The sequence below is a fragment of the Streptomyces sp. CA-106110 genome (assembly GCF_050936285.1).
GTDB lineage: Bacteria > Actinomycetota > Actinomycetes > Streptomycetales > Streptomycetaceae > Streptomyces.
Genome location: NZ_JBNJNB010000001.1, coordinates 11,220,268 through 11,242,744, shown reverse-complemented (window position 1 = coordinate 11,242,744; position 22,477 = coordinate 11,220,268). Strand labels below are relative to the sequence as shown.

Here is a 22,477-nt window from a genome sequence, read left to right as displayed (position 1 = left end):
ATAGACGACGAGCTCTCGGATCCGTCGCGGCGGCCACCATGGCCGCCCTGGCGATGGCCTTGACCGTCACGCCCGCCTCGGCGACGCCGGGCCGGGGCGAGGTCAAGGATCCCGTCTCCTACGTCAACCCCCTGATCGGCTCGTCCAACGCGGGCAACACCTATCCCGGTGCCGTTCAGCCGTTCGGCATGCTGGCCTGGAGCCCGCAGAACTCCCGCGGCAGTCAGACCTCGACACCCGCTCCGGGCGGTTACCAGTACAACGCGACAAAGATCCGGGGCTTCAGCCTCACGCATCTCAACGGCGTCGGATGCTCCGGAGCCAACGGCGACATCCCGATCATGCCGTACGTGGGCGACGTCGACTCCTCGCCCACAGCCGACACCTCCGACTCCAAGTACGCCAGCACCTTCTCCCATGCCAATGAGACCGCATCAGCCGGCTACTACAAGGTCGGCCTCGACAGCGGTGCTTCCGCCGAGCTGACGGCCACCGCCCGTACCGGCTCGGGTCGGTTCGGCTTCCCGTCCGACAAGCCCGCCAGCATGCTGTTCCGTACCTCCAACTCCGAGAGCGGCAGCACCGCCGCCGATGTACGGGTGAACGCCGCCGACAAGACCGTCACCGGTTCGGTCAGCGCGGGCAACTTCTGCGGCCCGCAGAGCGCGAACAACCGCAAGGACCTCTACACGCTGTACTTCACGGCGCACTTCGACACGCCGTTCGCCAAGGTCGGCACCTGGACCGACGGAACCGTGCAGGCGGGTTCCACCTCTGCCCAGGGCGGTACGGGCTTCAACTCGTCCGGCAACCCGGTGGCCGGCAAGGGCTCGGGCGCGTACATCACGTTCCCGAGCGGCACCACCGAGGTCCAGGCGAAGGTGGCCATCTCCTACGTCAGTCCGCAGAACGCGGAGGCCAACCTCCGTACCGAGAACCCGCCCGCCAAGTCGTTCAGCTCCGTCAAGTCCCAGGCCGCCTCGGCCTGGAAGCAGGCGCTGAGCAAGATCGAGGTGGGTGGCGGCACCGACGCCCAGCGCTCCACCTTCTACACCGCGCTCTATCACTCGATGCTGGAGCCGACCCTGACCAGTGACGTCGACGGCCGCTACCTGGGCGCCGACCGCAAGCCTCACGAGCTGGCCAAGGGTCAGAAGGCGCAGTACGGCACGTTCTCCGGCTGGGACCAGTACCGCGCCCAGGTGCAGTTGATGACTTTGCTGAACCCGAAGGCCGGCAGCGACTACGCGCAGTCCCTGTTCAACTACGCGAATCAGCGTGGCGGCGAGTGGGACCGCTGGCTGCTGGAGAACGGCAAGACGAGCGTGATGTCCGGCGACCCGTCGGACGCGGCACTCGCCTCGATCTACGCCTTCGGCGGTCATGACTTCGACGTCAAGGGCGCCTTGAAGTCACTGGTGACCGCCGCGACCGTGCCGACGGCGAACGACTCCGACAGCGCGGGCTGCAACGTCGAGTGTGTGGGTCAACGCCCGGCCCTGGACAAGTATCTGTCCCTCGGCTACGTCCCCTCCGACGGCTGCCACTGCTGGGGCGGCGCCGCCGAGACGCTCGAGGACGCAGCGGCCGACTTCGCCATCTCCGCACTCGCCGGCCAGACCGGCGACCACGCCAACGAGAAGAAGTTCCTGGCCCGCTCCGGCAACTGGACCAACGTCTTCGACCCCAACGCCACCCCGCAGGGCGGCTACATCCGCGACCGCAAGTCCGACGGCACCTGGGCGGGTACGTTCACCCCGGGCACCGGCAGTGGATTCGTCGAGGGAACCAGCGCTCGGTACACCTGGATGGTGTACTCCGATGTGGCCGGACTCGCCAGCGCCATGGGCGGCAACGACGCGGCGGTGACCCGGCTCGACTCCTTCTTCCGCACCCCCGACGGCGCCTTCGACTTCTCGGCCAAGGACGGCACGCGCTACGACCCGACCAACGAGCCCGACATCAATGCGCCGTACCTGTACAACTACCTCGGAACGCCCTACAAGACGCAGGAGACGGTCCGCGCGGAGATGGACCAGCTGTGGTCCGACACCCCCGGCGGCATACCCGGCAATGACGACGCCGGGACGATGTCGTCCTGGTACGTCTTCTCGGCGCTGGGCATGTACCCACAGGTGCCCGGCCGCGCCGACATGGTGCTCTCCGCGCCGCTGTTCCCGCACGCCGTGATCCACACCGGGAACGACAAGACCATCACGGTCAACGCGCCGGCGGCGTCGGCGGACAACATCTACGTCCAGAGCCTGAAGACCGACGGCAAGAAGTCCGACAAGTCGTGGGTCCCCGCCTCGTTCGTCACCCGCGGCGGCACCCTGGACTACACGCTCGGCTCCAAGCCCAACACCTCGTGGGGCAGTGCCAAGGTCGATGCCCCGCCGTCGTTCCCGGGCGGCGGAGTGAAGTTCTTCACCGGTGTCACCCCGGCGAAGCTCAAGGCCGAGCCCGGCGGTGAGGCCGTCTCGACGACCGTCAAGGTGCAGGCGCTCCAGGACCAGGAGACCCAGGTCCACTGGACGGCCACCCCGCCTGCCGGCATCACGGTGACACCGTCCCAGGGTGACTTCACGGTGCCGAGCGGTGGTTCCGGCAGCGCGAAGATCTCCGTCTCCGCGGCCGCCGGGACCGAGCAGGGCTTCTACACCATCCCGGTGACGCTGACGTCGTCGTCCGGTACGGCGCTGCCGAAGACGTCCGCCTCGGTGACCGTCGCCACGAAGAACAGCATGCTGTGGAACGTCAACAGCAACGGTATCTCGGCGGACGACGCGAACCCGCAGGCCAACTTCGACGGCGAGGGCTGGAGTTACTCGGCCGCCGCGCTCGCCGCCGCCGGGGTGAAGCCGGGAAGCACGGTCTCCTCCAACGGGTTCGACTTCACCTGGCCCGCGGCGGCCGCTGGTGAACCCGACAACATCGAGGTCGTCGGGGGCGGTCAGGTGCTCGCCGTACCGTCGGCCGACGGCGCCACGAAGCTGAGTCTGCTGGGCAGTGCGGCGGAAGGTGCGGCGAGCGGTACGGCGACCCTCACGTACACCGACGGCACCACCCAGCAGGCCGAAATCGGCTTCAGCGACTGGACGCTCGGCGGCGGCTCGCAGACGCCGTCGTTCGGCAACACGATCGCCATCCACACCCCGTACCGTGACGTGCAGGGTGGCGGCAAGGACCCGGTGGGTACGGAGGTCTTCACCACCGCGCCCATCGCGCTGCAGGCGGGCAAGCAGCTCGCGAGTGTGACACTGCCCGCCACGACGAATGGCGGCATCATCCACATCTTCGCGGCAGCGACCGCCTGACGACGGATCCGGCCGGTTCCGGCCATGGCAAGGCCTGTTCAGCTCTGTGAAGGGCTGAACAGGCCTTCGTCGTCCCGCCCCACCGCCACCGAACACCTGAATCCGAGGAGGCAACGCGTCAGGGGCCATCCGGTGTGCCGCTGACATGGGGGCGACGCCGAGGGCCGCTGCTCGCGCACACGCAGCTCGACCGAACGGACGCGACAACCGGTACCCGGACTCGAAATCTGCCGGAGGCCGACCGACTCCCGCTCGGGCACGACAGACGCCGGGGAGGGAGCCTCAGGCCGTGCCCACCGTGCCGCCCTGGGGCAGCGTGGTGCTGATCTGTCTGCGGGAGGCGATGCGGAGCTTCACAAAGACCTTGCGCAGGTGCCAGTCGGGGCGGCAGCCTGGCCGTTCTCGTCCGGCGCGAGGCACGCGGTGCGTTCGAGCAGGGGGCGTACGCAAACGCTGTCATGGCGTTGTCCGGCACTGAGCAGAACGGCCAGCGATCGGCGTGAACGAGACCGTGGCGGAGCCGGAGTCGAAGCTCGGCTGATCGGTGCGCAGGACCCTGGGTGTGACCCGGGGCCCTGGGTCATGGGTCGAGGAGTCCGTGGCGCATAGCGCTGGTGACGGCCGCCGTCCTGTCGTCGACGCCGAGTTTTGCGAAGATCCGCAGCAGATGGGTCTTGACCGCCGAGTAGCCGAGGGGATTCTCACCCCTCGGCCCTCACAGATCCGTACGTGACGATCTCTCGTCATACGGCTCTTGTCGCTCTGGTCACCAGACGCGGGGAGCATGGGTGGTCCAGGCCCAGTGGGCGAAGAACCGAGGTCGTCGTGAGACGGCCTGGTTCCACGCCATTTGGGCTTTCTTCCTGCCCCGCAGCCGTTTGAACTTCTTGCGCATCCACCGCATCACGTAGGCATTGACGCGTTCCAGGAGGGGATACAGGGCCGACTGGTAGAAGGCCCCGTAGTACGCCATCCATCCCCGAATGATCGGGTTGATGAACCGTGCGAGGTCTGCTTCGGTCAGGCTGGTGCGGTGGTGCAGCCGCCAGGACCGCACCTCGGAACTGATACGGCGCAGGGCCTCCCCGCTGACGGCGGGGAGGAACGACCGGAACATCCGGCCGTCCTTGCGCACCGCGGAGCGTGTGCGGAAGGTGAACCCCAGGAAGGTGAACTCGGTCTGCTCGTACGAGGCACGCCGGTTGGCATCCTGGCAGTACACGATCCGGGTTTTCTCCGGGTGCAGTTCAAGCCCCACCTCGGTCATCCGCTTCTCGATCGCCTTGAGCACGAAGCGTGCCTGGCGTTCGCTGACGCAGTGGACCACCGCGTCGTCCACGTAGCGTTCGAACCCGATGGCGGGGAAGTTCCGCGCCATCCAGGAATCGAAGGCGTAGTGGAGGAAGAGGTTGGCGAGGACAGGCGAAACCGAAGAGCCCTGGGGCGTCCCCCGGTCCCGCTCGCGCCGTGTCCCGTCGGGCAGTTGCAGCGGTGCGGCCAGCCAGCGCCGCACGTACAACAGGACCCAGGACTGGGACGGATCAGTGTGGGCAGCGACCGCCTTGAGGACCAGATCCCACGGAACGCTGTCGAAGAACGCGCGGATGTCCAGGTCGATGACCCAGTCCGCCTTCCAGCAGCGCTCCCGGCACCGGCCCACAGCGTCGATCGCCGACCGCCCGGGACGATAGCCGTATGAGTCCGGGTGGAAGACCGGTTCGGCCTTCGCCTCCAGCACCCCGGCAACCACCGTCTGAGCGATACGATCCCCTATCGTGGGCACGCCCAGAATCCGGACGCCCCCTTTCTTCGGGATCTCCACCGCACGCACCGGGGGTGGGAAATAGGTGCCGGAGGAGAGACGGTTCCAGATCCAATGCCACGTAGCGTAAGTTGATCATGCTGTGAGAGTGAGTGCTCGGGCGTTGACGAGGTGGATCGTGGGCGGCGCCGGATGGCGGGTGCCGGTGTCGGCAGGACGCTTGACGCGGTAGCTGTTGTGCCGGGCGCGCTTGACGACACGGGGGTAACTGCGATGGCGGCGGCGGGGTTGAGGTTCTTCTTGCGGGTGATGTCGGCGCGGACCCTGGCCAGGACGGCGTCCAGGTCCTCAGGGGGAAATAGCCGCCGGGTCGGCGACGCGGCGGCGGACGATGCGCAGGGTGCGGGTGAATTTGACCCGGTCGGGGTCGATGTCGGCCTCGGTGGCAGCCCGGCAGATCAGGGCGGAGATCGCGTAGTGGGTGAGCAGGTAGCCGTACAGCTCCTGCCGGACGAGGTCCGGGCTCTTGGAACGCAGGATGCGGCCTGGGCCGCGTAGGGCGGTCTTCAGGTCATCGTTGGACTGCTCGTGCTCCCAGCGCTGGTGGTACGCGTGAGCGAGCAGGGGGGCGGGGGCGTTCGCGTGGTCGGTGATCGTGGTGATCAGGCAGACCAGCTCCCGCTCGGCGTCGGTGCCGCGGTCGGGGACCTCGTACTCGACCACGCGCACCACTCGGGCGGCTGCGGGATCGACCTCCCGCCCGGCGCGGGCGTCTTCCAGCAGTCGGCCCCGCGCCGCCGTGTTGAGGCGGGGGGAGTAGACCAGGGAGAGGTAGGAGCCGTCGGGCAGGTCCGCGACCAGCGGGAGGGTGAGCGTGTCGCCGACGCGCCAGAGCAGGTCCGCGCCGGTCCCGGCGGCAGCGCACCACTGCTCGAAGCCGAAAAAGCCCCGGTCGGCCAGCAGCAGCATGTCCTCTTCCAGGCGCTCGAACAGCTGGAAGGCCAGGGTCTGCTCGCCGGCGCGCTTGCCGGCGATCGGCCCGATCGCTGCCCCGATCGGGGCGCGGGAGCCGGTCTCGACCAGGGTGAGCACCCGCGCCTTGGGGAAGGCGGAGGGATTGGCGGCGGTCCCGGAGCGGCCGAACGCCTCGGCGTTGGATTCGGTGTCGGGCAGGTCCCACTCCATGCCGTCGATGGAGACCAGGCGGCGGGGCCCGAGCCAGGCCCCGCGGGTGAGCTGCTCCGCGACCGGCTCGGTGATGCGGTCGAAGATCTCCGCGAGCGGTTCGGAGCCCAGGCGCTTGCGGGCCTGGGTGATCGCGCTGGTCGTGGGCACCTCCCAGGCCCGGTCCCAGCAGCCCCACCGCTCCAGCGGCTCCGAAAGACGGGTGATGGCCTCTTCGTAGTCGTCGTCCGCGAACAGCGCCAACGCCATCACCAGGTACACCACCACATGCGGCGGGAGCTTCCCGTCCGACCGTCTGGCCTGCCGTCCGAACGCCCGCACCGCGTCGTCGATCACATCACGCGGGACCGAACCCGCCAGCAGCCCGATCGAGATCCACTCGGGCAACCGCCCGCCTGCACCCCCACCCTGACTCACGATCAGCAACCTACCGCCCCAGCCGAAGGGCGACCCCATGCCCTTGATCAACTTACGCTACGCGGCATTGGTTCCAGATCCGGTACAGATTGTTCTTCAGATCCTTCTCGAACTCTTCCATCGACACCGCATCCACACCCGCAGCGCCCTTGTTCGACCTGACTTTCACGTACGCCTCCCAGACGGACTGCTTCGAAATATCAAATGGCTTGCCTGATGCTTTCAACTCGTTCACGCGACTCCTCCCGGGAAACACCCGGTTGATCGAATAAACATAGTCACGAACGACCCGGCCCCTTCGCTCCGCCCCCATTACAGGGGCTTCATCACTACTACGAGCCGGTCCGCCGGCGTGCCTGGCATCGGTACTCAGTCCCTCACGGCTTCGGACCGTCCAGGACGCTCCCTTTCTCCCCGCTCACCAGCGGAGACGTATCCAGGCCCGCCTTCTCCTGTTCCGCACGAAGGCCGCAGACCGGGCTCGCGCCGCCTGCATGCCGGACACCGCCTGGCCAATAAACGGGCACCCGCCAGACTCCTCCCGGGACTGCCTTGACACCCCGGTTCTGATGTCAACTCTACTTTTCGACACGTCAGCAGCGATTCACTTGCGTTCGCCTTCCCGATCCCCACCTGACACCGTTTTCCGGCGCCTTTTCCTCATCGTTCACCACGGCAGTCTTCAGCTAGCGCAGCATGAGGTCGAGTAGCCGGGGGGAATTTCACCCCCCGGCCCTCACAGATCCCGGCGTGACAGTCTCCCGTCACCGGGCTCTTGTCATCCTGATCACCAGAACGTGGGAACCCATGCCCAATGGGCGAAGAGCCTGGGGTACTGACGGGTGATACGCCGCCAGCACGCATGGGCCTTCTTGAAGGTCCGCAGCCGCTTGAACTTCTTGCGGATCCAGCGCATCAAGTAGGCGTTGATGCGCTCCAGGAGGGGAAGCAGCGCCGTCCGGTAGAACGCACCGAAGTACTGCATCCAGCCCCGAACGATCGGATTGATCGCCCGTGCGAGCTCGGCGAAGGTCCGGCCGATCTGTCGGTGAAGCCGCCATTGCCGCACTTCACCACTGATCTTCTTCGAGGATTCCTTGCTGATCGCCGGCAGGAACGAGGTGAACCTCTCCCCATTCCTGTCGATGGCCTTGCGAGCCCGGAAAGTGAACCCCAGGAAGGTGAACTCCGTCTGCCCGTACGGACGTCGGCGCTTATTACCATCCCGGCAGTACACGATCTTGGTCTTGTCGGGATGCAGCCGCAACCCAACTTCCCGCATCCTGTTCGCGATTGCCTCCCGTAGTTTCCGGGCCTGACCCTCGCTGACACAGTGCACAACACCGTCGTCTGCGTACCGTTCGAACGGTACGCCCGGATACTCCCGGGCCATCCACATGTCGAACGCATAATGCATGAACAGGTTAGCCAAAACAGGCGAAATCGCAGAACCCTGCGGGGTTCCGCGATCGCGCTGCTGCAAGGTCCCGTCAGGCAGTTGCAACGGCGCCTCAAGCCACCGCCGCACATACAGAACTACCCAGGGGAGATCCGTGTGGGCCCGAACCGCTTTGACGACAAGGTCCCATGGCACGCTGTCAAAGAATTTCTGGATGTCCAGATCGATCACCCAGTCATACTTCCAACAGCGTTTCCGGCACGCCGCGACCGCATCCAACGCGGACCGCCCAGGACGGTAGCCGTAGGAGTCCTGATGGAAGATCGGTTCGACCTTCTCTTCAAGACGCCGGGCTACTACCGTTTGAGCGATTCGGTCAGCCACGGTGGGCACACCGAGCAAACGAACCCCACCACCATGCGACTTCGGGATCTCCACACCCTTCACCGGAGGCGGAAAGTAACTCCCCGAAGACAGACGATTCCAGATTCGATAGAGATTACCCTTCAGATCCTTCTCGAAGTCCTCGATGGAGCGCCCGTCCACCCCTGCCGCACCCTTGTTCGCCTTGACCTTCTCGTACGCCTCCTGAACCTCCCACTTCGAGATCTCAAACGGCTTGTCCGATGATTTCAACTGGTCCACCCAGCTCCTCCCGGAGAACTTCCGGTTGACCGAACGAACAATCAGTCACGGATGACCCGGCCCCTTCGCTCCCCCTTCATTACAAAGGGTTCCTCACTACTACGAGCCGGTCCGCCAGCACACCCCGCGTCGGTACTCAAACCCTCACGGTTCTTCCGCTTGGGCCGCTCCCTCTCGCCACCCGCATGACTCAAGCGGCACTATCAGGGCATGCCTTCTCACGTTCCATGCGAGAGCCGCAGATCAGGCTCACGTCGCCTCCGTGCCGGACACCGCCTGGCCAGTAGACGGGACTCCCGCCAGACTTATCCCGGAGCAACCACAAATCTCCGGTTCTGATGTCACCTGTTTTCTAACGACACTTCAGCAGCGATTCACTTGCGTTCGTCTTCCTGATCCCCACCTGACGGCTCTACCGCCGCCTTTTCCACATCGCTCACCACGACGGTCGTCAACCAACGCAGCATGTGGCGGTTTGGCACCATCCCCCGCAGGACGGAACCGAGGGGCCAAGTCCCTCATCTCTCGCACAGCACCGCATCGCGAAGCTCTCCTACCTGAACTCCCCTCTGCGTTCGTGACACACGTGGTTTAAATCCTCCCCCCGCAGGGCGAATTTGAAGGGCCAAACCTTCATCCTTCGTACAGCATCGCTACAAGAAGAGTTCCTACATGCTTCTTCCTTTCGCGTTCAGGACACAACAAGGCCGGGAAGTTAAGGGTCTTGTGGTTGGCGTCGAGGCCCGTCGCGGTCAGCAGGCGAGGGTGTAGGTGGCGGGTCCGGTCTTGTGGATCACGCCGCGGTGAGCCCACTGGGACATCTGGACGCGGAAGCTGTTGATGTTCGTGACGCCGAGGATGCGGGCGACATCGCGGGCGTGCCAGGGCTCGCCGGGGCGGCTGGCAAGCACGGCGAGGGCGAGTGTCATCCGGCCGCCCGGGTCCGCCGAATCGTGTTCTTCGGAGGTGCCGTCGGTAGGTGAACTCTCCATGATTTCATGCCCGTTGTTCTCCTCGGTCGATGGTGGGACGGTGCTGGGCGGCGCGAGCGGGGTACTGGTGCGGTCGTGGATGGTGATCTCGATGGCGGTCACCGGGGTGTCGGCCTGGGGGCGGGCCTGGCCCTTGAAGGTGTGGTAGCGCGAGATCGGTGACTTGACCTTGCGGGCGCTGATGCGCAGGCGGCGGGCGGGCGGCAGGTTGTCCAGGACCGCGGCGCCGATCGTGCCGACCGGCTGGGGGTGCTCGGGGGCGATCCCGGCCGCGAGGATGACCTGGGTCCGCGCGGCCTGCAGGGCGGTGATGAAGCCGGCGCGGTCGGGGTCGATACCGGGGTGGGACTCCACGGCGTCGACCATGACGGTACGAAGCGCCTGGTAGAGGGCGAGGGCGGCCCACAGTTCCTGCTCGATGCCGAACCGGTCGCCCGAGCGCAGGACCCGGCCTGCCATGAGCGTGGAGCGCAGGGCGAAGAACGCCGATTCGATCTCCCACCTTTCGGCATAGATCCTGGTCAGACGCTCGGCGGGGTCGGCTACGGGGTCCAGCAGGGTGGTGGCCAGGCGGTAGCGCCCGCCGACGTGGGTGCCGTCCGCCAGGACGCAGACGATGTCGGCCTCGATGACGCGCACCGTCAGCTCCCCGAATCGGGAAAGGTAGGAGCCGTCGGACAGGGCCCGGAGCAGGGGCGGTCGGCGGGTGGACTTGCAGCGGGCCAGGAACTGGGCGCCGGTGGCGGCGGCCTCGGCCAGGAAGGTGTTGCTGTCGAAGCCCCGGTCGATCAGCAGCAGGTGGTCACGGCCCAGCAGCGGCAGCAGGCGCTTGGCGTAGCTGGTCTCGCCGGCGCTGCTGGGGCCGAGGCAGGCGCCGAGCAGGCCGCGAGTGCCGGTCTCCACCAGCGCCATCAGCATGAGGGTGGGGTAGCCGGCCCAGGCGAGCCGATAACGGATCTTGCCGAGCCAGCCCCGGGCCCGCTCGCTGTCCGGGGTCTTGATCGAGGAGCAGCCGTCGAAGGCGACGGTGCGAAGGTGCCGGTAGCGGACGCCGGGTGTGGTGGGCTGGGCCAGCGGTCCGGCCAGGGTCTCGAACAGGAGCTTGAGCGGGGCGGGGGTGAGGCGGCGGCGCAGGTGCCGCAGCGCGGTGGTCGACACCTGCGGGAGCGGCAGGTTGCCAAGGGCGGCGGTGAGTTGACGCCAGACGCCCTGGTAGCCGTGGTCGGGGAACAGGGCCAGGGCGAGCATGTAGTACACGCCGACGCGCGAGGGCAGCGCGCGCAGCCGCTGCTGGGTCCGTCCGGTCTCCTCCAGCACGGCGTCGACCAGCTCGAAGGGGATGACCTGTGTCAACTCGCCCAGATGGCCCGGGGCGTAGACCCCAGCGGCGACCGTGCTGGAACGAGTGAGGGTGATGGTGGCACACTGGCCGGGCAACGGGACCTCTGCTCTGGATCTCGGACTGTCTTGCGAGGACGTCCCAAGATCTACCAGCGGTCCCGTTCCGCATGTAGCCCCAGGTCAGCACACATCAGCCCCCGCCTGGACAGTGCCCCGGCCAGCCTTAACTTCCCGGCCTTGCATCTTGATCGGCTATGCCACGGCTTTGTCCGTTCACGGGGTCGACGAGCCTTTCGCCCTGTCGCCCGGTGGTCCCTTCGCCGAGTGGCTGCGCGCTCGTCGAGGCTGGTCAATGTCTTGTGGCTGGGCTGATGCCATCGAGCGGCATGCCGATGGAGAGGACCCGCTGACGGTGTTCTTCCGTCTCTTGGACGAGTACCGGTCCGGAAGATTTCAAGTCCAGTGAGACGGTCGTGATGCTATGAGGTTTGTGGTGCGGGTTCCCTGCGCTTGGCCGGGTCGTTGATCCACGTCTTCTGGGGTATCTGGGGTGGTCGGGGGCGGCGGCCGAAGCGTTCGGGGTGGCGCGTGTATGCCTCGGCGAGGGTGACGGCTCGCTGGTCGCGGACCTCCTCAGCGGTGCCGAAGTGCACGCTGGCGGGCGTGTGCCAGCCGATCCCCGAATGCCGGTGCTCATGGTTGTAGTACGCGATGAACGCGTCGAACCACTCGCGGGCATGGGCCAGCGAATCGAACCGCTCAGGATAGTCGGACATGTACTTCGTGGTCTTGAAGTGGGCTTCGCTGTACGGGTTGTCGTTGGAGGTCTTCGGCCGCGAGTGCGACCGTGTGACGCCGAGGTCGATCAGCAACTGCGAGACCTTCTTGGAGGTCATCGACGTGCCGCGGTCGGCGTGCACGGTCTGGGGCACGATGCCGTTGCGTGTGATGGTCTCGCGGATCAACTCCTCAGCCCGCGCCGCTGATTCGGCCGCCTCGACGGTGTGGCCGACGATGTAGCGGCTGAAGATGTCGATGATGACGTAGGCGTGATACCAGACACCCTTGGCCGGTCCGGCTGCCTTGGTGATGTCCCAGGTGAACACCTGCGAGGGCCCGGTGGCCACCAGCTCGGGCACCGTCTTCGCCGGGTGGGTGGCCTGACGGCGGCGTTCGCCGGACTGCCCCTTCTCACGCAGGATTCGGTACATCGTGGAGATGGAGCAGTGGTAGCGCCCGGCATCCAGCTCGCGCGCCCAGATCTGCGCGGGCGGAAGCTCGGCGTACTCGACGCTGTTCATCAGCTCCAGTACCGCACCCCGTTCTTGTGCCGTCAGGGCCGAGGGCTGGACCTGCCGCTTGCGGGACCTGCGCGGTGGCGGGGGACGGAGCCGGCGGTAGTGGGTGGCTCTGGAGCGGCCGGTCAGCCGGCAGGCGGCCGTGATGCCCAGCTTGCCCTCGATGCCGGCGAACGCGTCGTCGACCACCGGGTCGGCGGCGGCCCTCAGTCCGCGCCCTCGGAGATCATTTCCAAGAGCGCGGAAGCTTTTCCCATGACCTCCAGCGCGGCCTTGTTCCGGGCCAGTTCCTTCTCCAGACGTTCCACCTGGCGGCGCAGCTTCTCGTTCTCCGCCTCGGCGGCGGACTTCTTCGGCCTCGCCGGGCTGGTGCGCTTGTCGACTAGCTTCTCCAGCGCCCCGGCATCCCGCGCGGCCCGCCATTCCTTGACGTGCGAGTGGTACAGACGCTCGCGGCGCAGGATCGCACCCTTCTCGTTCTTGGGCGCGGCGTCGTACTCGGCCACGATCCGCAGCTTGTACTCAGGACTGAAGGAACGGCGCTTCGGCCGGGGAGCCGGATCGGACTCGGCGGGATTGGTGCTGGTCATGAGGGGGTGGTTCTCCTGTCGTGCCCTCTCAGGCTAACCCGACGAAGCGGGACGTCTCACCCAAGGGATGACAGAGAGGGACGGGGCCGGTTCCCGTAACGGAAAGTTTGGACGCCCGACTGGGATCTCACTTCGGAGCGGTCGCGCACGGTACGCGATAGAGATCTGTCGCAGCGGCGCTGTCGTAACGCATAGACGCAGGTCAGCGGTGCTGTGTGAGATCATCAAGGCGTGCCCTCCGGAGCCGTTGCACTACAGCAGCGAAGTACGCAACCACCGCAACGGCACGCGAGCCTCAGCTGCTTGGCTCAGCCCCCGAGCGGCCGATATGACGGACTGCTGAGCGTGACAGGGCCGGAGCGGGGGGGTGGCTCATGAGCATCCGGCGTCGTTTTTCGGCCGCAGGCCCGGCTCGCGGACCATCGCGGTGATCTCGGCGGCGGCACGCTCAGCGCGGCCTGGGCGGTGCAGCCGTCGCTCCAGCGGTGGGAAGCCGACACTGCCGACGGAGGCGTCGTCGACATCGGTGCGGCAACGGACGATCAGCTCACCTTCGGGGGTGTAGACAGCGCGGATGACGTCCGCCCACGGGAGGTGGGCAGTACGCCACAGGCCGCGAACGTGCAGTCCATTGGAGTCGGCGGTGATCCGCCAGATCATCATCCGGAGGCAGACGCTCACCCAGTACAAGCCGCCTACCGACCAGATGGGCAGCTGCCACCACGTAGGGGAACCCGTGAAGAGGGTCCCCAGCAGCATGATGGCCACGACGAGGAGCGCCGCTCCGACGGAGCGTGCCAATGCGCCTGCCTGCCACCGGACCGGTCCGGTAGCAGGGGTCATCGCGGCGAGGGCGTCTTGGACGCGGGCCTCAGCGGCCCGGCGGTGTGCGGCCGTGCGTGCTGTGCGTGCTGTGCGTGCTGTGCCGGGACGGTAGATCCCGGGCTTGCCCGTGCCGTCGGGAGAACCGTGCCGTATCGGGGACGCGGTCCCCTCGACGAGCCACTGCCCGAACTCCGTTGCGCTCGCCAGAATCAACTCACCGCCCTCGTGAGGTGCACGGTAGAGCAGGGCTTGGCGCAGTGCCGTGCGGCTGCGGGTGTGGGGCTCGTAGCTCATCACCGGGCGCAGGGTGGCGGTGTCGTCGGCGGCGAATATCTCCGTACGCCCCTGATGATGACGGGTCAGGACGCGCAGTACCGGGACCGGGGCGCGGTGCAGCGCCACCGCGCGCCGGCGGGAGAGCAAGCCCGAGCCGAGCACGGTGACACCGAGCCCGGCGAGGACGAGTGCCAGCGCCTGGCGGCCGGTTCGGTCGCCGTAGGGCTCAGTGGCAAGCCGCATCCAATCGCCGTGCATCAGCACCGGGACGCTACTGCCGACCCGATAGCTGCCCTGCGCATCGAACCTGTGTCGTGTGTTATCGCTGAGGCGGACTGTGACGGTGTAGTCGTCAGTGTTGTAGGCCACGACTCGGACGTTCTCCGAGGTGGCCGTACGGGCCAGGCGGTTGTCTACCCGGTCGTCCACGACGACGGTCGTGATCAGGGCACCGGCCACCACGCACAGGAGAGCCCCGGCAATGCCGCGGACCAGGCCCCGGCGCCACGGGCGGATGTCGTCGGTCGCCGGGGCAGGCACCGTGATGCCACCGGCCGCGTCGAGCACGAGCGAGCGCTGGCGGCCGCGCGACCGCAGCCGCGCCACGACGGCCGCCCAGCCCCAGCACAGCGCCGCCACAACTACGGCGTCCGCGATCTTCTCGGCCGGCCCACCCAGCCAAGTATCGGGATTGCTCATCCAGATCAGCAGCAACGGAGCGGACACGAGCGCGAGTTCCGGTAGCACAAACAACCACACCAGGTGCGGCACGAAGAGCATCGATCCGGCCGCATCGAGCCAGTCCGCCCCACAAGGCGCTGTCACCGTGCACATCGCGTCGGGCGAGAACATCACCGCCGCCATGACCACGGACACCAGCAGCACCACAGCCGGCCCCACCGGCCGCGCCCACGCGGGCACCCGGACGTCCGCCCACCGCCTGGCATCGGCGGACACCCAGGGGCGAGCGGGGACATTCGCGTACGGAACTGAACTCGTCGTCACCCGCGCATTATTGGTCACGGTTGAGTGTTCCCTGCGCCTGGGGCCACCCCGAGTAGTACGCCCGGTGGCGAGCGCCGATCGTTGCTGCCGTTGGTCTCAGTTCTGGTCTCATTCATTGACGGTCGCGAGCGCTCGCGACCGCCGCTCCCCTCCCAACTCAGGTCGGAACGGCTCCCGACCTGGGGCGAACAGACGATCACACCGGCCCTGGGCACTTTGGCGGGGGCAGACGTGGGGCAGCGATCGCTGTTGCTGACCGAACCGCAGGTCCGAGGCGGCTCCTGCGCGGCCTGTAAATCTGTCGGCTCAGGCATAGCAGAAGACTGGTCGTCTGTGCAGAACCGCATGCTGGTCGAATCCGTGTCGACGACCGCTTAACTGAGCACCCAGTTGAGGAATAGGCGCAGGTCAAGGGGGTGATGGGGTTCAACCCGCAAAGCGTCTTCCAAGCGCTTGGCCGCAGGTTCGAGTCCTGCCCGGGGCGCCACTGAGAGCCCTCCCACCGGGAAGGGCCTTCACGTTCTCCCCCGCGTCCAGCAAGACCGACGCGTAGTAGTGCCTCAGGGCGTGCATGCCGTGCTCACGCGACTCTCTGAACCGGCTCCCCCGGCAACCGCTCACACCTGCTGAGACCAGCGCGGGCTTCCACAGGTACATGTTGAAGTAGTTGCGGTTCAGCGCCTTATGCAGCAGCCCGGCTGAAGTACCAGATCTGGTGCGGGGTCCTCGCTCATCAATCCTCGTGCGTGGCCGGCTTCGCGGCTTGCTCGATGCTCTCCTGGTCGGATGTCGCCGCCCAGCTTGCCAGCAGTGCGAGACGCTCGGCGGTCGGCGACTCAGGCTCGGCGAAGTAGGTCAAGATGGTCAGACCTGGGTCGAACGGCAGCTCTATCGCTTCGTAGTCGAGTTCGAGCTCTCCGGCGATGGGGTGGTTGATGCGCTTGCGGCCCGTGTGGTGGTACTTGACGTTGTACGCGGCCCATCGTTTGCTGAATTCGTTGCTCTGGGCCGCCAGCTCACCGACGAGGTTCGACAAGCCACGGTCGCCGGGATTGCGGCCGACGTGCCTCCGCAGGACAGCGGTGATCTGATCGGCGCTCTTCTCCCAATCGGGGTAGAAATCGCGCGCGCGAGGGTCGAGAAAAGCGAACCTGGCATTGTTGCCGCGCGCTAGGTCGCTGTCGCGGATGTCGCTGTAGAACGCGCGGCCAAGGTCGTTTGCGGCCAGCAGATCCATCTGCTCGTTGAGGACCGAGGCAGGTGACCCGACAATCGAGTCGAGCATGCGTCGGATGCCGGGCCGCACGCGCTGCGCCGAGCTGTGCTGACTCGTCGTCCGCGTCCGATGCGCCGCGCGCGCGAGATCGAATAGGTGCGCGGCTTCTGCTTCGTCGAGGTGCAGCGCCCCGACGATGGCGCCGAGCACCTCGGCTGAGACGCCGGCGAGCGCTCCGCGTTCGATGCGTTTGTAGTATTCGACGCTCACGCCGGCGATGACCGCAACTTCCTCGCGGCGCAAGCCGGACACACGGCGGTTCCCGGCTCTGCTGAACCCTGCCTGCTCGGGAGAGATCTTCGCGCGGCGCGAGCGGAGGAATTCGCTGATCTCCTGCCGGTTGTCCATGTTCGCCATGGTACGTCGCTCGTGGCCGACGTCAGGGGGCCCTGCCAGGGCACCAAACGACCGGGACTCCCTGTGGTGCGCGTGCTGCTCTGTAATGGAAGAGCGGCTCGACACCGACAGCCACTACCGGAGATGGCAGTCCGGGGCGTCGTCCTGTCACGGGCGGCCTGATTCTCCCGCCCCGCTCGGGTACCGGCGCCGTCCCATCCGCTCCACCGCTCGATCCAGTTCCCAATCTCTTGGGCTGTCCGGCAGCCCGGACCGTACGAAATGAGTCCCATGCCGAAGGTATTCCTTGTCACCGGTTCCTCCCGCGGCCTCGGCCGCGAAATCGTCACCGCGGCGCTGGCCGCCGGACACCGGGTGATGGCCACCGCCCGCGACCCCCGCACGCTGGATGACCTGGCCGCAGAACACGGCGACCAGATCCGCACCGCCCACCTGGACGTGACCGACCCGGACGCCGCCGAGCGCGTCGTCGCGGAGACCGTCGACGCCTTCGGGCGTCTGGACGTCGTGGTCAACAACGCAGGCCAGGGCGACCGCGCCGCCTTGGAGGACACCACCCTGGAGGCCTTCCGCCGTCAGATCGACACCAACTTCTACGGCACCGTGTACCTCAGCCGAGCCGCCCTGCCCCTTCTGCGCCGCCAAGGCGGAGGCCACATTATCCAGATCTCCTCCCTCGGCGGCCGCATCGGCAGCCCCGGCATGACCGCTTACCAGTCCGCGAAGTGGGCTGTCGGCGGCTTCTCGGAGGTTCTGGCCACCGAAGTCGCACCTTTGGGCATCAAGGTCACCGTCCTGGAACCCGGTGGGATGCGCACCGACTGGGCAGGATCATCCATGCACATCCCGCCGGTCAGCGAGCCCTACCAGGCCACCGTGGGCGCCGGAGCAGAAGCGATGCGTAACTTCGCCCAGGAAGCGAACGGCGACCCCGCCAAGGTCGCCCAGGTCGTACTCACCGTCGCCGACCTCGACGAACCTCCGCTGCGCCTGCTGCTGGGCACCGACGCCTACACCTACGGACGCGCCGCCTGGGCCCGACGCCTGGAGGAGGACGAGAGGTGGCAGCACCTGAGCGCCTCCACCGACCACGACCAGGTCGACAGCAACGGCGCACGATGGCTCAGTAAATAGGGGCACTTCCAAGTTCGGATCATGATGTTCGAATGGGACTCCCTGGGCCGTCCGAGCCGACCAGCCCTGATAGACGCTGATAGGTGGCCCGGGCATCTTTGCAGGTCGAAGCCGCATCCAGCCCCAGAGTCCCACGTCGGCGTAGCCGTATCCCACGTCCAGAAGCACTGATCGAGTGCCCCATGCCCCTTGACTCGATCATTGAAAATCCAACCCAAAAGCCGCTCCGCCGACCTCGTGACCTGGAGATCCCCGCTGACAGGACAGCTTGATACCGGGATGGATGGTCCCGGAGGAAGCAGTCTCAGGCAGTGAGCAAGAAGAGCAACTCGAGCAAGCGGTAGACCCCTGAGTTCAAGCGGGACGCGGTCGCGTTGGTGCGGCCCTCCGGGCGGACGGTCGCGGCGGTGGCGCGGGAGATCGGTGTGAGTCCGGAGGGGCTGCGGCACAGGGTGCGGCAGCCCGCAAGCCTCCGGGTGACGTTACAACAAACCGACATCGCAAACTCGGTCAGACGGTGACGCGACCCTCAGATACAAAGCCGCTCAGGTGCCGCCGGTCAGCCGGCGATCCCTTCGATGACCAGTTGGAGAAGTCTCTCGGGCCTCTCCTCGTCGCCGCTCTCACTCGCCGTTGCCAGGGCGGCCACCAGGGCAAGTAGATCGGAGATTCGCAGGTCCCCGCGCACCCCTCCGCCCCGGACAGCCGCTTCCAACAGCGCGCTACCGGCCTCGGTCACCGCCGCCTGGCATACGGCGACCAAGGTGTCGTCTTCCTGCGTTCCGCTGTTCAGCGCGGCGCCCAGTCCGCGGTGGGCACTGACGTGGTCGATGTAGGCCCGGATCCAGTCGATCAGTGCGTCGCGCGGATTCGGCTCGGCGCGCAGTCGCTCGGCCAGCTCGCACAACGTCTCCACCTCGCCGACGCACACCGCCACCAGAAGGTCGCGCCGGGTCGGAAAGTGCCGGTAGAGCGTCGCGTTGCCGACGCCGGCCCGTCGCGCGATCACGTCCAGGGGGGCGTCGGTGCCTTCCTCAATGAAGACCTCCTCCGCGGCGGCGACCAGCGCCTCGTAATTGCGCCGGGCGTCGGCGCGCACCGGCGGGCGGGCGAGTTGCCTCGGGGTGATCACGGACAGTCCTCGTTTGACGAAGTGGGGAGTTCCCCGTTAGCTTACCAGGGAGGAAACCGGGGGACTCCCCGGATTTGTGAGGAGGCGCAACCACCATGATGAAGCTGCTCAGCTGCCTGAAGAAGCGGGACGGCATCACTAGCGAGGCGTTCAAGGAGTACTACGAGACCAACCACGTCCCGCTCATCCTGAGCCTCGCTCCGTCACCCACCGTGTACAAGCGGCACTACCTGATACGCGGCGACGCGTTCAACCTACGGGAGGACGAGGTCGACTTCGACGTGGTGACCGAGATGGGCTGGGAGGACCGCGATGCCTTCCAGGCGTGGATGACGGCCGTTTCCGACGAGCGGGTGGGCATCGACGAGGCGCGGTTCCTCGACCGGTCCCGGACCCGCGCGGTCCTGATCGACGACCGGGTGACGGCGGGCTGAACCCGTTCCGCAACCGAACGTCTCCGGAAAGCCTCGGCAGCCCCTCGGAGTGACTGCCGGGGCTTTCCGCATCCAGCCCCTCGCCCCCGACTGCCTGAGGACGGTGTACCCGAGGGCGCTGTCGCCAGCCCGTGCGAGCAGCCCGCGCCGCGCCGCGCGTCGGACAGCAACCGGCTCGTCCTCGTCCTGGACGAGCCGCTGCGTAAGGCGCTCGCCGTACTGCGCGCCCAGGTCGGCGGCCCCAGGACACCGCGTTCTGGCAGGGTTCTGGCACGCGGGCTTTTCGCCGGAACGAAGCGCACGCACGGGTCCTGGCTGCTGGCATCGCTGTTTTTGTGGCCGATCCGTTGCCCTGAGATGGCCAGACGGCCCAGGCCCCCAGACCTTGATCGGTCCTGGGGCCGTAGTGCTGTCCCGGCAATTGCCGGGACAGCACTGAGGGATTGGGTGTGGCGTTATGGCGTCTGTGTCTTCCAGATGCCGCGGCCGTGCGTGGCCACGTAGAGCTGGCTGCCGTCCGGGCTCGGTGACAGGTAGACCGCCGGCGAGGTGGGCAGGTTCGTGCCCAGGCGCGCCCAGTGGCCGGTCGAGGTGCTGGTGAATACGCCCAGGTCGGTGGCGACTACGAGGGTGCCGTCCTTGGTGACCAGCGCCGCGTTGGCCGGGGCGTCGGGGAAGGAGTCCGTGGCCGAGGCGTCGCCGCTGATGTCCGTCCAGGTGGTGCCGCCGTCCGTGGTCTTCCAGACGTGGCCGTAGCCTGCGCCGGGGCCCTCGTTCCAGTGCCGCGAGAAGCCGTTGATCACCGCGTAGACCGTCTTGCCGGAGGCGTCGGACGGGTCGATGGTCAGGCCGGAGATGTAGCGGTTCGGGAAGGCGGTGGGCAGGTTCACCTGGTGCCAGGTGCCGCCGTAGTTGGTGGCGATGCCCCGTCCGAAGGAGTCGTTGACCGAGGAGCAGGGGCCGCACCAGGCCGCCCACGTCACGTGGTTGCGGCTGGTGATGGCCGAGGCGGAGTGTCCCGCGCCCAGGTCGTACAGCTTGGTCCAGTCGGCTCCTGAGGTGCTCTTCCAGGTTTTGGTGTTGCCCCAGACGTACTGGCCGCCCGCGACCCACAGGCCGTTGGGGTCGGTCTCGTCCGCGCTGAACGGGGCGGTGAAGCGGGCTCCCGGGTCGCCGGGCGCGATGTCGGTGATCACGTCCTCGGAGCCGTCGTCGCTCGCGGTGTAGCCGCAGTTGTTCGTGATCTGCAGCGCGAGGTCGACGTATTCGCCGACCGTCTGGCAGCCGTTGTCGGGGTTGACCAGCTGGTCGCCTCCGTCACCGCCGTAGGGGGAGACCATCTGACCGTCCGGGTTCAGCTGCTGCCCCTGGTAGGTGGCGCCCTTGGGTGCGAGCAGTGAGACGCCGTTGTCCTGCAGGCCGCCCCAGACGGCCTCACCGCTGCCGTCGGTCATCTTGCCCGCGCGCACCGAGTAGTACTGGAGGTTGCGCAGGGTGCCCGATTCGTTGAGGTTGCGCCAGCCGGCGGTGGTCTGGGTGGTCGGGCGGGCGTAGGCGCCGCCGTCGTTGCCGACGAACACCTCCGGCGTGCTGCCCTTCCACTGCGAGAAGGCGATCGCGTGCTGGTCGGAGTGCATCACGTCGCCGTCACAGGTGTTCTGCGCCGGGTCGTAGCTGAAGCAGGGCATGCCGAAGTTCCAGTAGCGGCCGACCGCCTTCCAGGTGGCGCCGCCGTTCCTGGACTCGAACATCTCCTCCAGGCCCAGGTAGACGTGGTTCGGGTCGCTCGGGTCGACCGCGATGACCTGGTCGTACCAGGCCTGGGAGCCGGGCTGGTAGCCGCTGCCGATCTCGTGGATCTTCATCGCGGAGCCGGTCGTCGACAGCGACGAGGACGTGGCGATCTGCTTGAACGAGCCGTTCGCGTTGCCGCTCTGGCTGACGTACACGCCGGCGAGGACCGAGTACACGCCGGAGCCGGAGGACTTGTTGAGGAGTTTGGGGGACTCCATCGAGACGTACAGCTTGCTGCCGTCGGCCGCGTAGGCGAAGGCGGCGTTGCCGATCTCGGCGGGATTGATCGCCCCGGTCGGGTTGGCGCGCTTCCAGGTGGTGCCCGCGTCGTCGGAGTAGTAGAAGCCGTTGTAGTCGGCGCCGCTGCGCCAGGCCACGTTGGCCAGCAGCTTGGTTCCATCACTGCCGGGCTGCACGGCGATGTCGTTGGCGATGTCCGCGTAGTGGCTGTCCACCCCGCAACTCACGCCGCTGATGCCGACGCCCGCGCAAGGCGCCAGGACCTTGGTCCAGGCGGTGGACTGGCCGGCCGACACCGGACGCCGGAAGAGGCCGTGCGAGGAAGCCGCAAAGACGTACCCGGCGGCCTTGTCGAAGGTGACGGTGTGGATGGAGGCGGAGTCCAGCTCCGTACCGCCCACCTTGTCGCTCTCGCTGAAGGTACCGGTGACCGGGTCCGCTAGACGGTAGACGCCGCTGCCCAGGTAGTTGTCGGAGGCGGTGGTGGCCTCGCCGGTGGCCAGCCACAGCGAGCCGTCGGGCGCGACCGTGAGAGCGCCCACGGACAGGGCGGGCTCGGTCTCCGCGTCGGCGGCAGCCAGCGTCGGAACCTGCCGCACGCCGTTCACCAGGTCGCCGTTGCAGCCCAGGGCACAGAGCACGCAGGACAGGCGTCGGTTACCCCAGTCGTAGGCGGGGTGGTACGGCAGACCGGAACGGGCGATCTCCCGCCACACGTAGGCGTCGCTCGCCTTCTGGACGGCGACGTCGGCACCGATGACGTACGCGTAGCAGTTGTGGGTCGCGTCGGCGTGCTCCTTGCGGACGCCAGCGATGAAGTCCTGCTCCTCCTGCTCGGTGGCGGCCGGGGCGAGGGCGCACAGGAAACGGGAGCGGTTGACCTCGGTATCGTGCACGCCCGCGCGGGCGACGGTGCGGTACTCCTCCTGCATCGGCCAGCGTATGCGGCGTCGGCGCGGACGCCGCGCCAGGGCCGCGGCCCGGCGGCGGGACTGCATGGGTCGCGCGGCCCCGCCGTCGGCGCACAGGGGCGCGTGGTGGATACTCGGGCATCGGTA

General features: G+C 67.3%; 13 protein-coding genes and 3 pseudogenes. 4 read left to right on the top strand and 12 right to left on the bottom strand.

The window, feature by feature from the left end; genetic code table 11:
* Positions 1–38: 38 nt before the first annotated feature.
* Positions 39–3,317 (top strand): GH92 family glycosyl hydrolase, encoded by a 3,279-nt coding sequence (locus ACQEXA_RS51815; protein ID WP_433133510.1) that lies wholly within the window; start codon positions 39–41, stop codon positions 3,315–3,317.
* 580 nt (positions 3,318–3,897) lie between these two features.
* On the opposite strand, the pseudogene ACQEXA_RS51810 reads toward ACQEXA_RS51815, so the two are convergent.
* From ACQEXA_RS51810 to ACQEXA_RS51765, 10 genes and pseudogenes are all read right to left on the bottom strand, one after another.
* Positions 3,898–4,011: pseudogene (locus ACQEXA_RS51810) on the bottom strand (DNA-binding response regulator); the annotation flags it as partial.
* Positions 4,012–4,083: 72 nt separating this feature from the next.
* Positions 4,084–5,190, bottom strand: a complete 1,107-nt coding sequence (gene ltrA, locus ACQEXA_RS51805; protein ID WP_433134794.1) for a group II intron reverse transcriptase/maturase — start codon at positions 5,188–5,190, stop codon at positions 4,084–4,086.
* Between the two features lie 237 nt (positions 5,191–5,427).
* A complete protein-coding gene (locus ACQEXA_RS51800; protein WP_433134793.1) occupies positions 5,428–6,690 on the bottom strand; it encodes an IS4 family transposase in 1,263 nt (420 codons plus the stop codon).
* Between the two features lie 43 nt (positions 6,691–6,733).
* The gene (locus tag ACQEXA_RS51795; protein ID WP_433133508.1) at positions 6,734–6,916 is read right to left on the bottom strand and encodes a hypothetical protein; all 183 of its coding nucleotides are present in this window, start codon (positions 6,914–6,916) and stop codon (positions 6,734–6,736) included.
* A 552-nt stretch (positions 6,917–7,468) separates the two neighbouring features.
* Complete coding sequence (gene ltrA, locus ACQEXA_RS51790) at positions 7,469–8,725, bottom strand: group II intron reverse transcriptase/maturase (RefSeq protein WP_432920871.1); 1,257 nt, start codon at positions 8,723–8,725, stop codon at positions 7,469–7,471.
* A gap of 752 nt (positions 8,726–9,477) precedes the next feature.
* Positions 9,478–11,154 carry an IS4 family transposase gene (locus ACQEXA_RS51785; RefSeq protein WP_433133506.1) on the bottom strand — a complete coding sequence of 559 codons (1,677 nt, stop codon included), beginning with the start codon at positions 11,152–11,154 and terminating at the stop codon, positions 9,478–9,480.
* A gap of 383 nt (positions 11,155–11,537) precedes the next feature.
* Positions 11,538–12,545, bottom strand: a complete 1,008-nt coding sequence (locus tag ACQEXA_RS51780; protein ID WP_433133504.1) for an IS3 family transposase — start codon at positions 12,543–12,545, stop codon at positions 11,538–11,540.
* Positions 12,546–12,562: 17 nt separating this feature from the next.
* Positions 12,563–12,946, bottom strand: a complete 384-nt coding sequence (locus tag ACQEXA_RS51775) for a hypothetical protein (protein WP_345034236.1) — start codon at positions 12,944–12,946, stop codon at positions 12,563–12,565.
* 372 nt (positions 12,947–13,318) lie between these two features.
* Positions 13,319–15,052, bottom strand: a complete 1,734-nt coding sequence (locus ACQEXA_RS51770; RefSeq protein ID WP_433133502.1) for a hypothetical protein — start codon at positions 15,050–15,052, stop codon at positions 13,319–13,321.
* A gap of 733 nt (positions 15,053–15,785) precedes the next feature.
* Complete coding sequence (locus ACQEXA_RS51765; RefSeq protein ID WP_432922647.1) at positions 15,786–16,676, bottom strand: helix-turn-helix transcriptional regulator; 891 nt, start codon at positions 16,674–16,676, stop codon at positions 15,786–15,788.
* A gap of 279 nt (positions 16,677–16,955) precedes the next feature.
* Between ACQEXA_RS51765 and ACQEXA_RS51760 the strand changes: the two genes are divergently transcribed.
* Positions 16,956–17,819, top strand: a complete 864-nt coding sequence (locus ACQEXA_RS51760; RefSeq protein ID WP_432922650.1) for an SDR family NAD(P)-dependent oxidoreductase — start codon at positions 16,956–16,958, stop codon at positions 17,817–17,819.
* Positions 17,820–18,175: 356 nt separating this feature from the next.
* Positions 18,176–18,340, top strand: a pseudogene (locus ACQEXA_RS51755) (hypothetical protein); the annotation flags it as partial.
* A gap of 38 nt (positions 18,341–18,378) precedes the next feature.
* Here the strand turns inward: ACQEXA_RS51755 and ACQEXA_RS51750 are convergent.
* Positions 18,379–18,951 carry a TetR/AcrR family transcriptional regulator gene (locus ACQEXA_RS51750; protein WP_432922653.1) on the bottom strand — a complete coding sequence of 191 codons (573 nt, stop codon included), beginning with the start codon at positions 18,949–18,951 and terminating at the stop codon, positions 18,379–18,381.
* A 95-nt stretch (positions 18,952–19,046) separates the two neighbouring features.
* Here ACQEXA_RS51750 and ACQEXA_RS51745 point away from each other — a divergent pair, with 95 nt between their 5' ends.
* On the top strand, positions 19,047–19,385 hold the full coding sequence (locus ACQEXA_RS51745) for an EthD domain-containing protein (protein WP_432922656.1): 339 nt from the start codon (positions 19,047–19,049) through the stop codon (positions 19,383–19,385).
* A 2,756-nt stretch (positions 19,386–22,141) separates the two neighbouring features.
* Here ACQEXA_RS51745 and ACQEXA_RS51740 read toward each other — a convergent pair.
* Positions 22,142–22,351 (bottom strand): annotated as a pseudogene (locus ACQEXA_RS51740) (YigZ family protein); the annotation flags it as partial.
* Positions 22,352–22,477: the final 126 nt, after the last annotated feature.

Excerpts from the sequence above, each read along its gene's own strand:
- ACQEXA_RS51815 (WP_433133510.1), top strand. The coding sequence starts at position 39 with ATGGCCGCCCTGGCGATGGCCTTGACCGTCACGCCCGCCTCGGCGACG.
- ACQEXA_RS51745 (WP_432922656.1), top strand. The coding sequence starts at position 19,047 with ATGATGAAGCTGCTCAGCTGCCTGAAGAAGCGGGACGGCATCACTAGC.
- ACQEXA_RS51760 (WP_432922650.1), top strand. The coding sequence starts at position 16,956 with ATGCCGAAGGTATTCCTTGTCACCGGTTCCTCCCGCGGCCTCGGCCGC.
- ACQEXA_RS51765 (WP_432922647.1), bottom strand. The coding sequence starts at position 16,676 with ATGGACAACCGGCAGGAGATCAGCGAATTCCTCCGCTCGCGCCGCGCG.
- ACQEXA_RS51775 (WP_345034236.1), bottom strand. The coding sequence starts at position 12,946 with ATGACCAGCACCAATCCCGCCGAGTCCGATCCGGCTCCCCGGCCGAAG.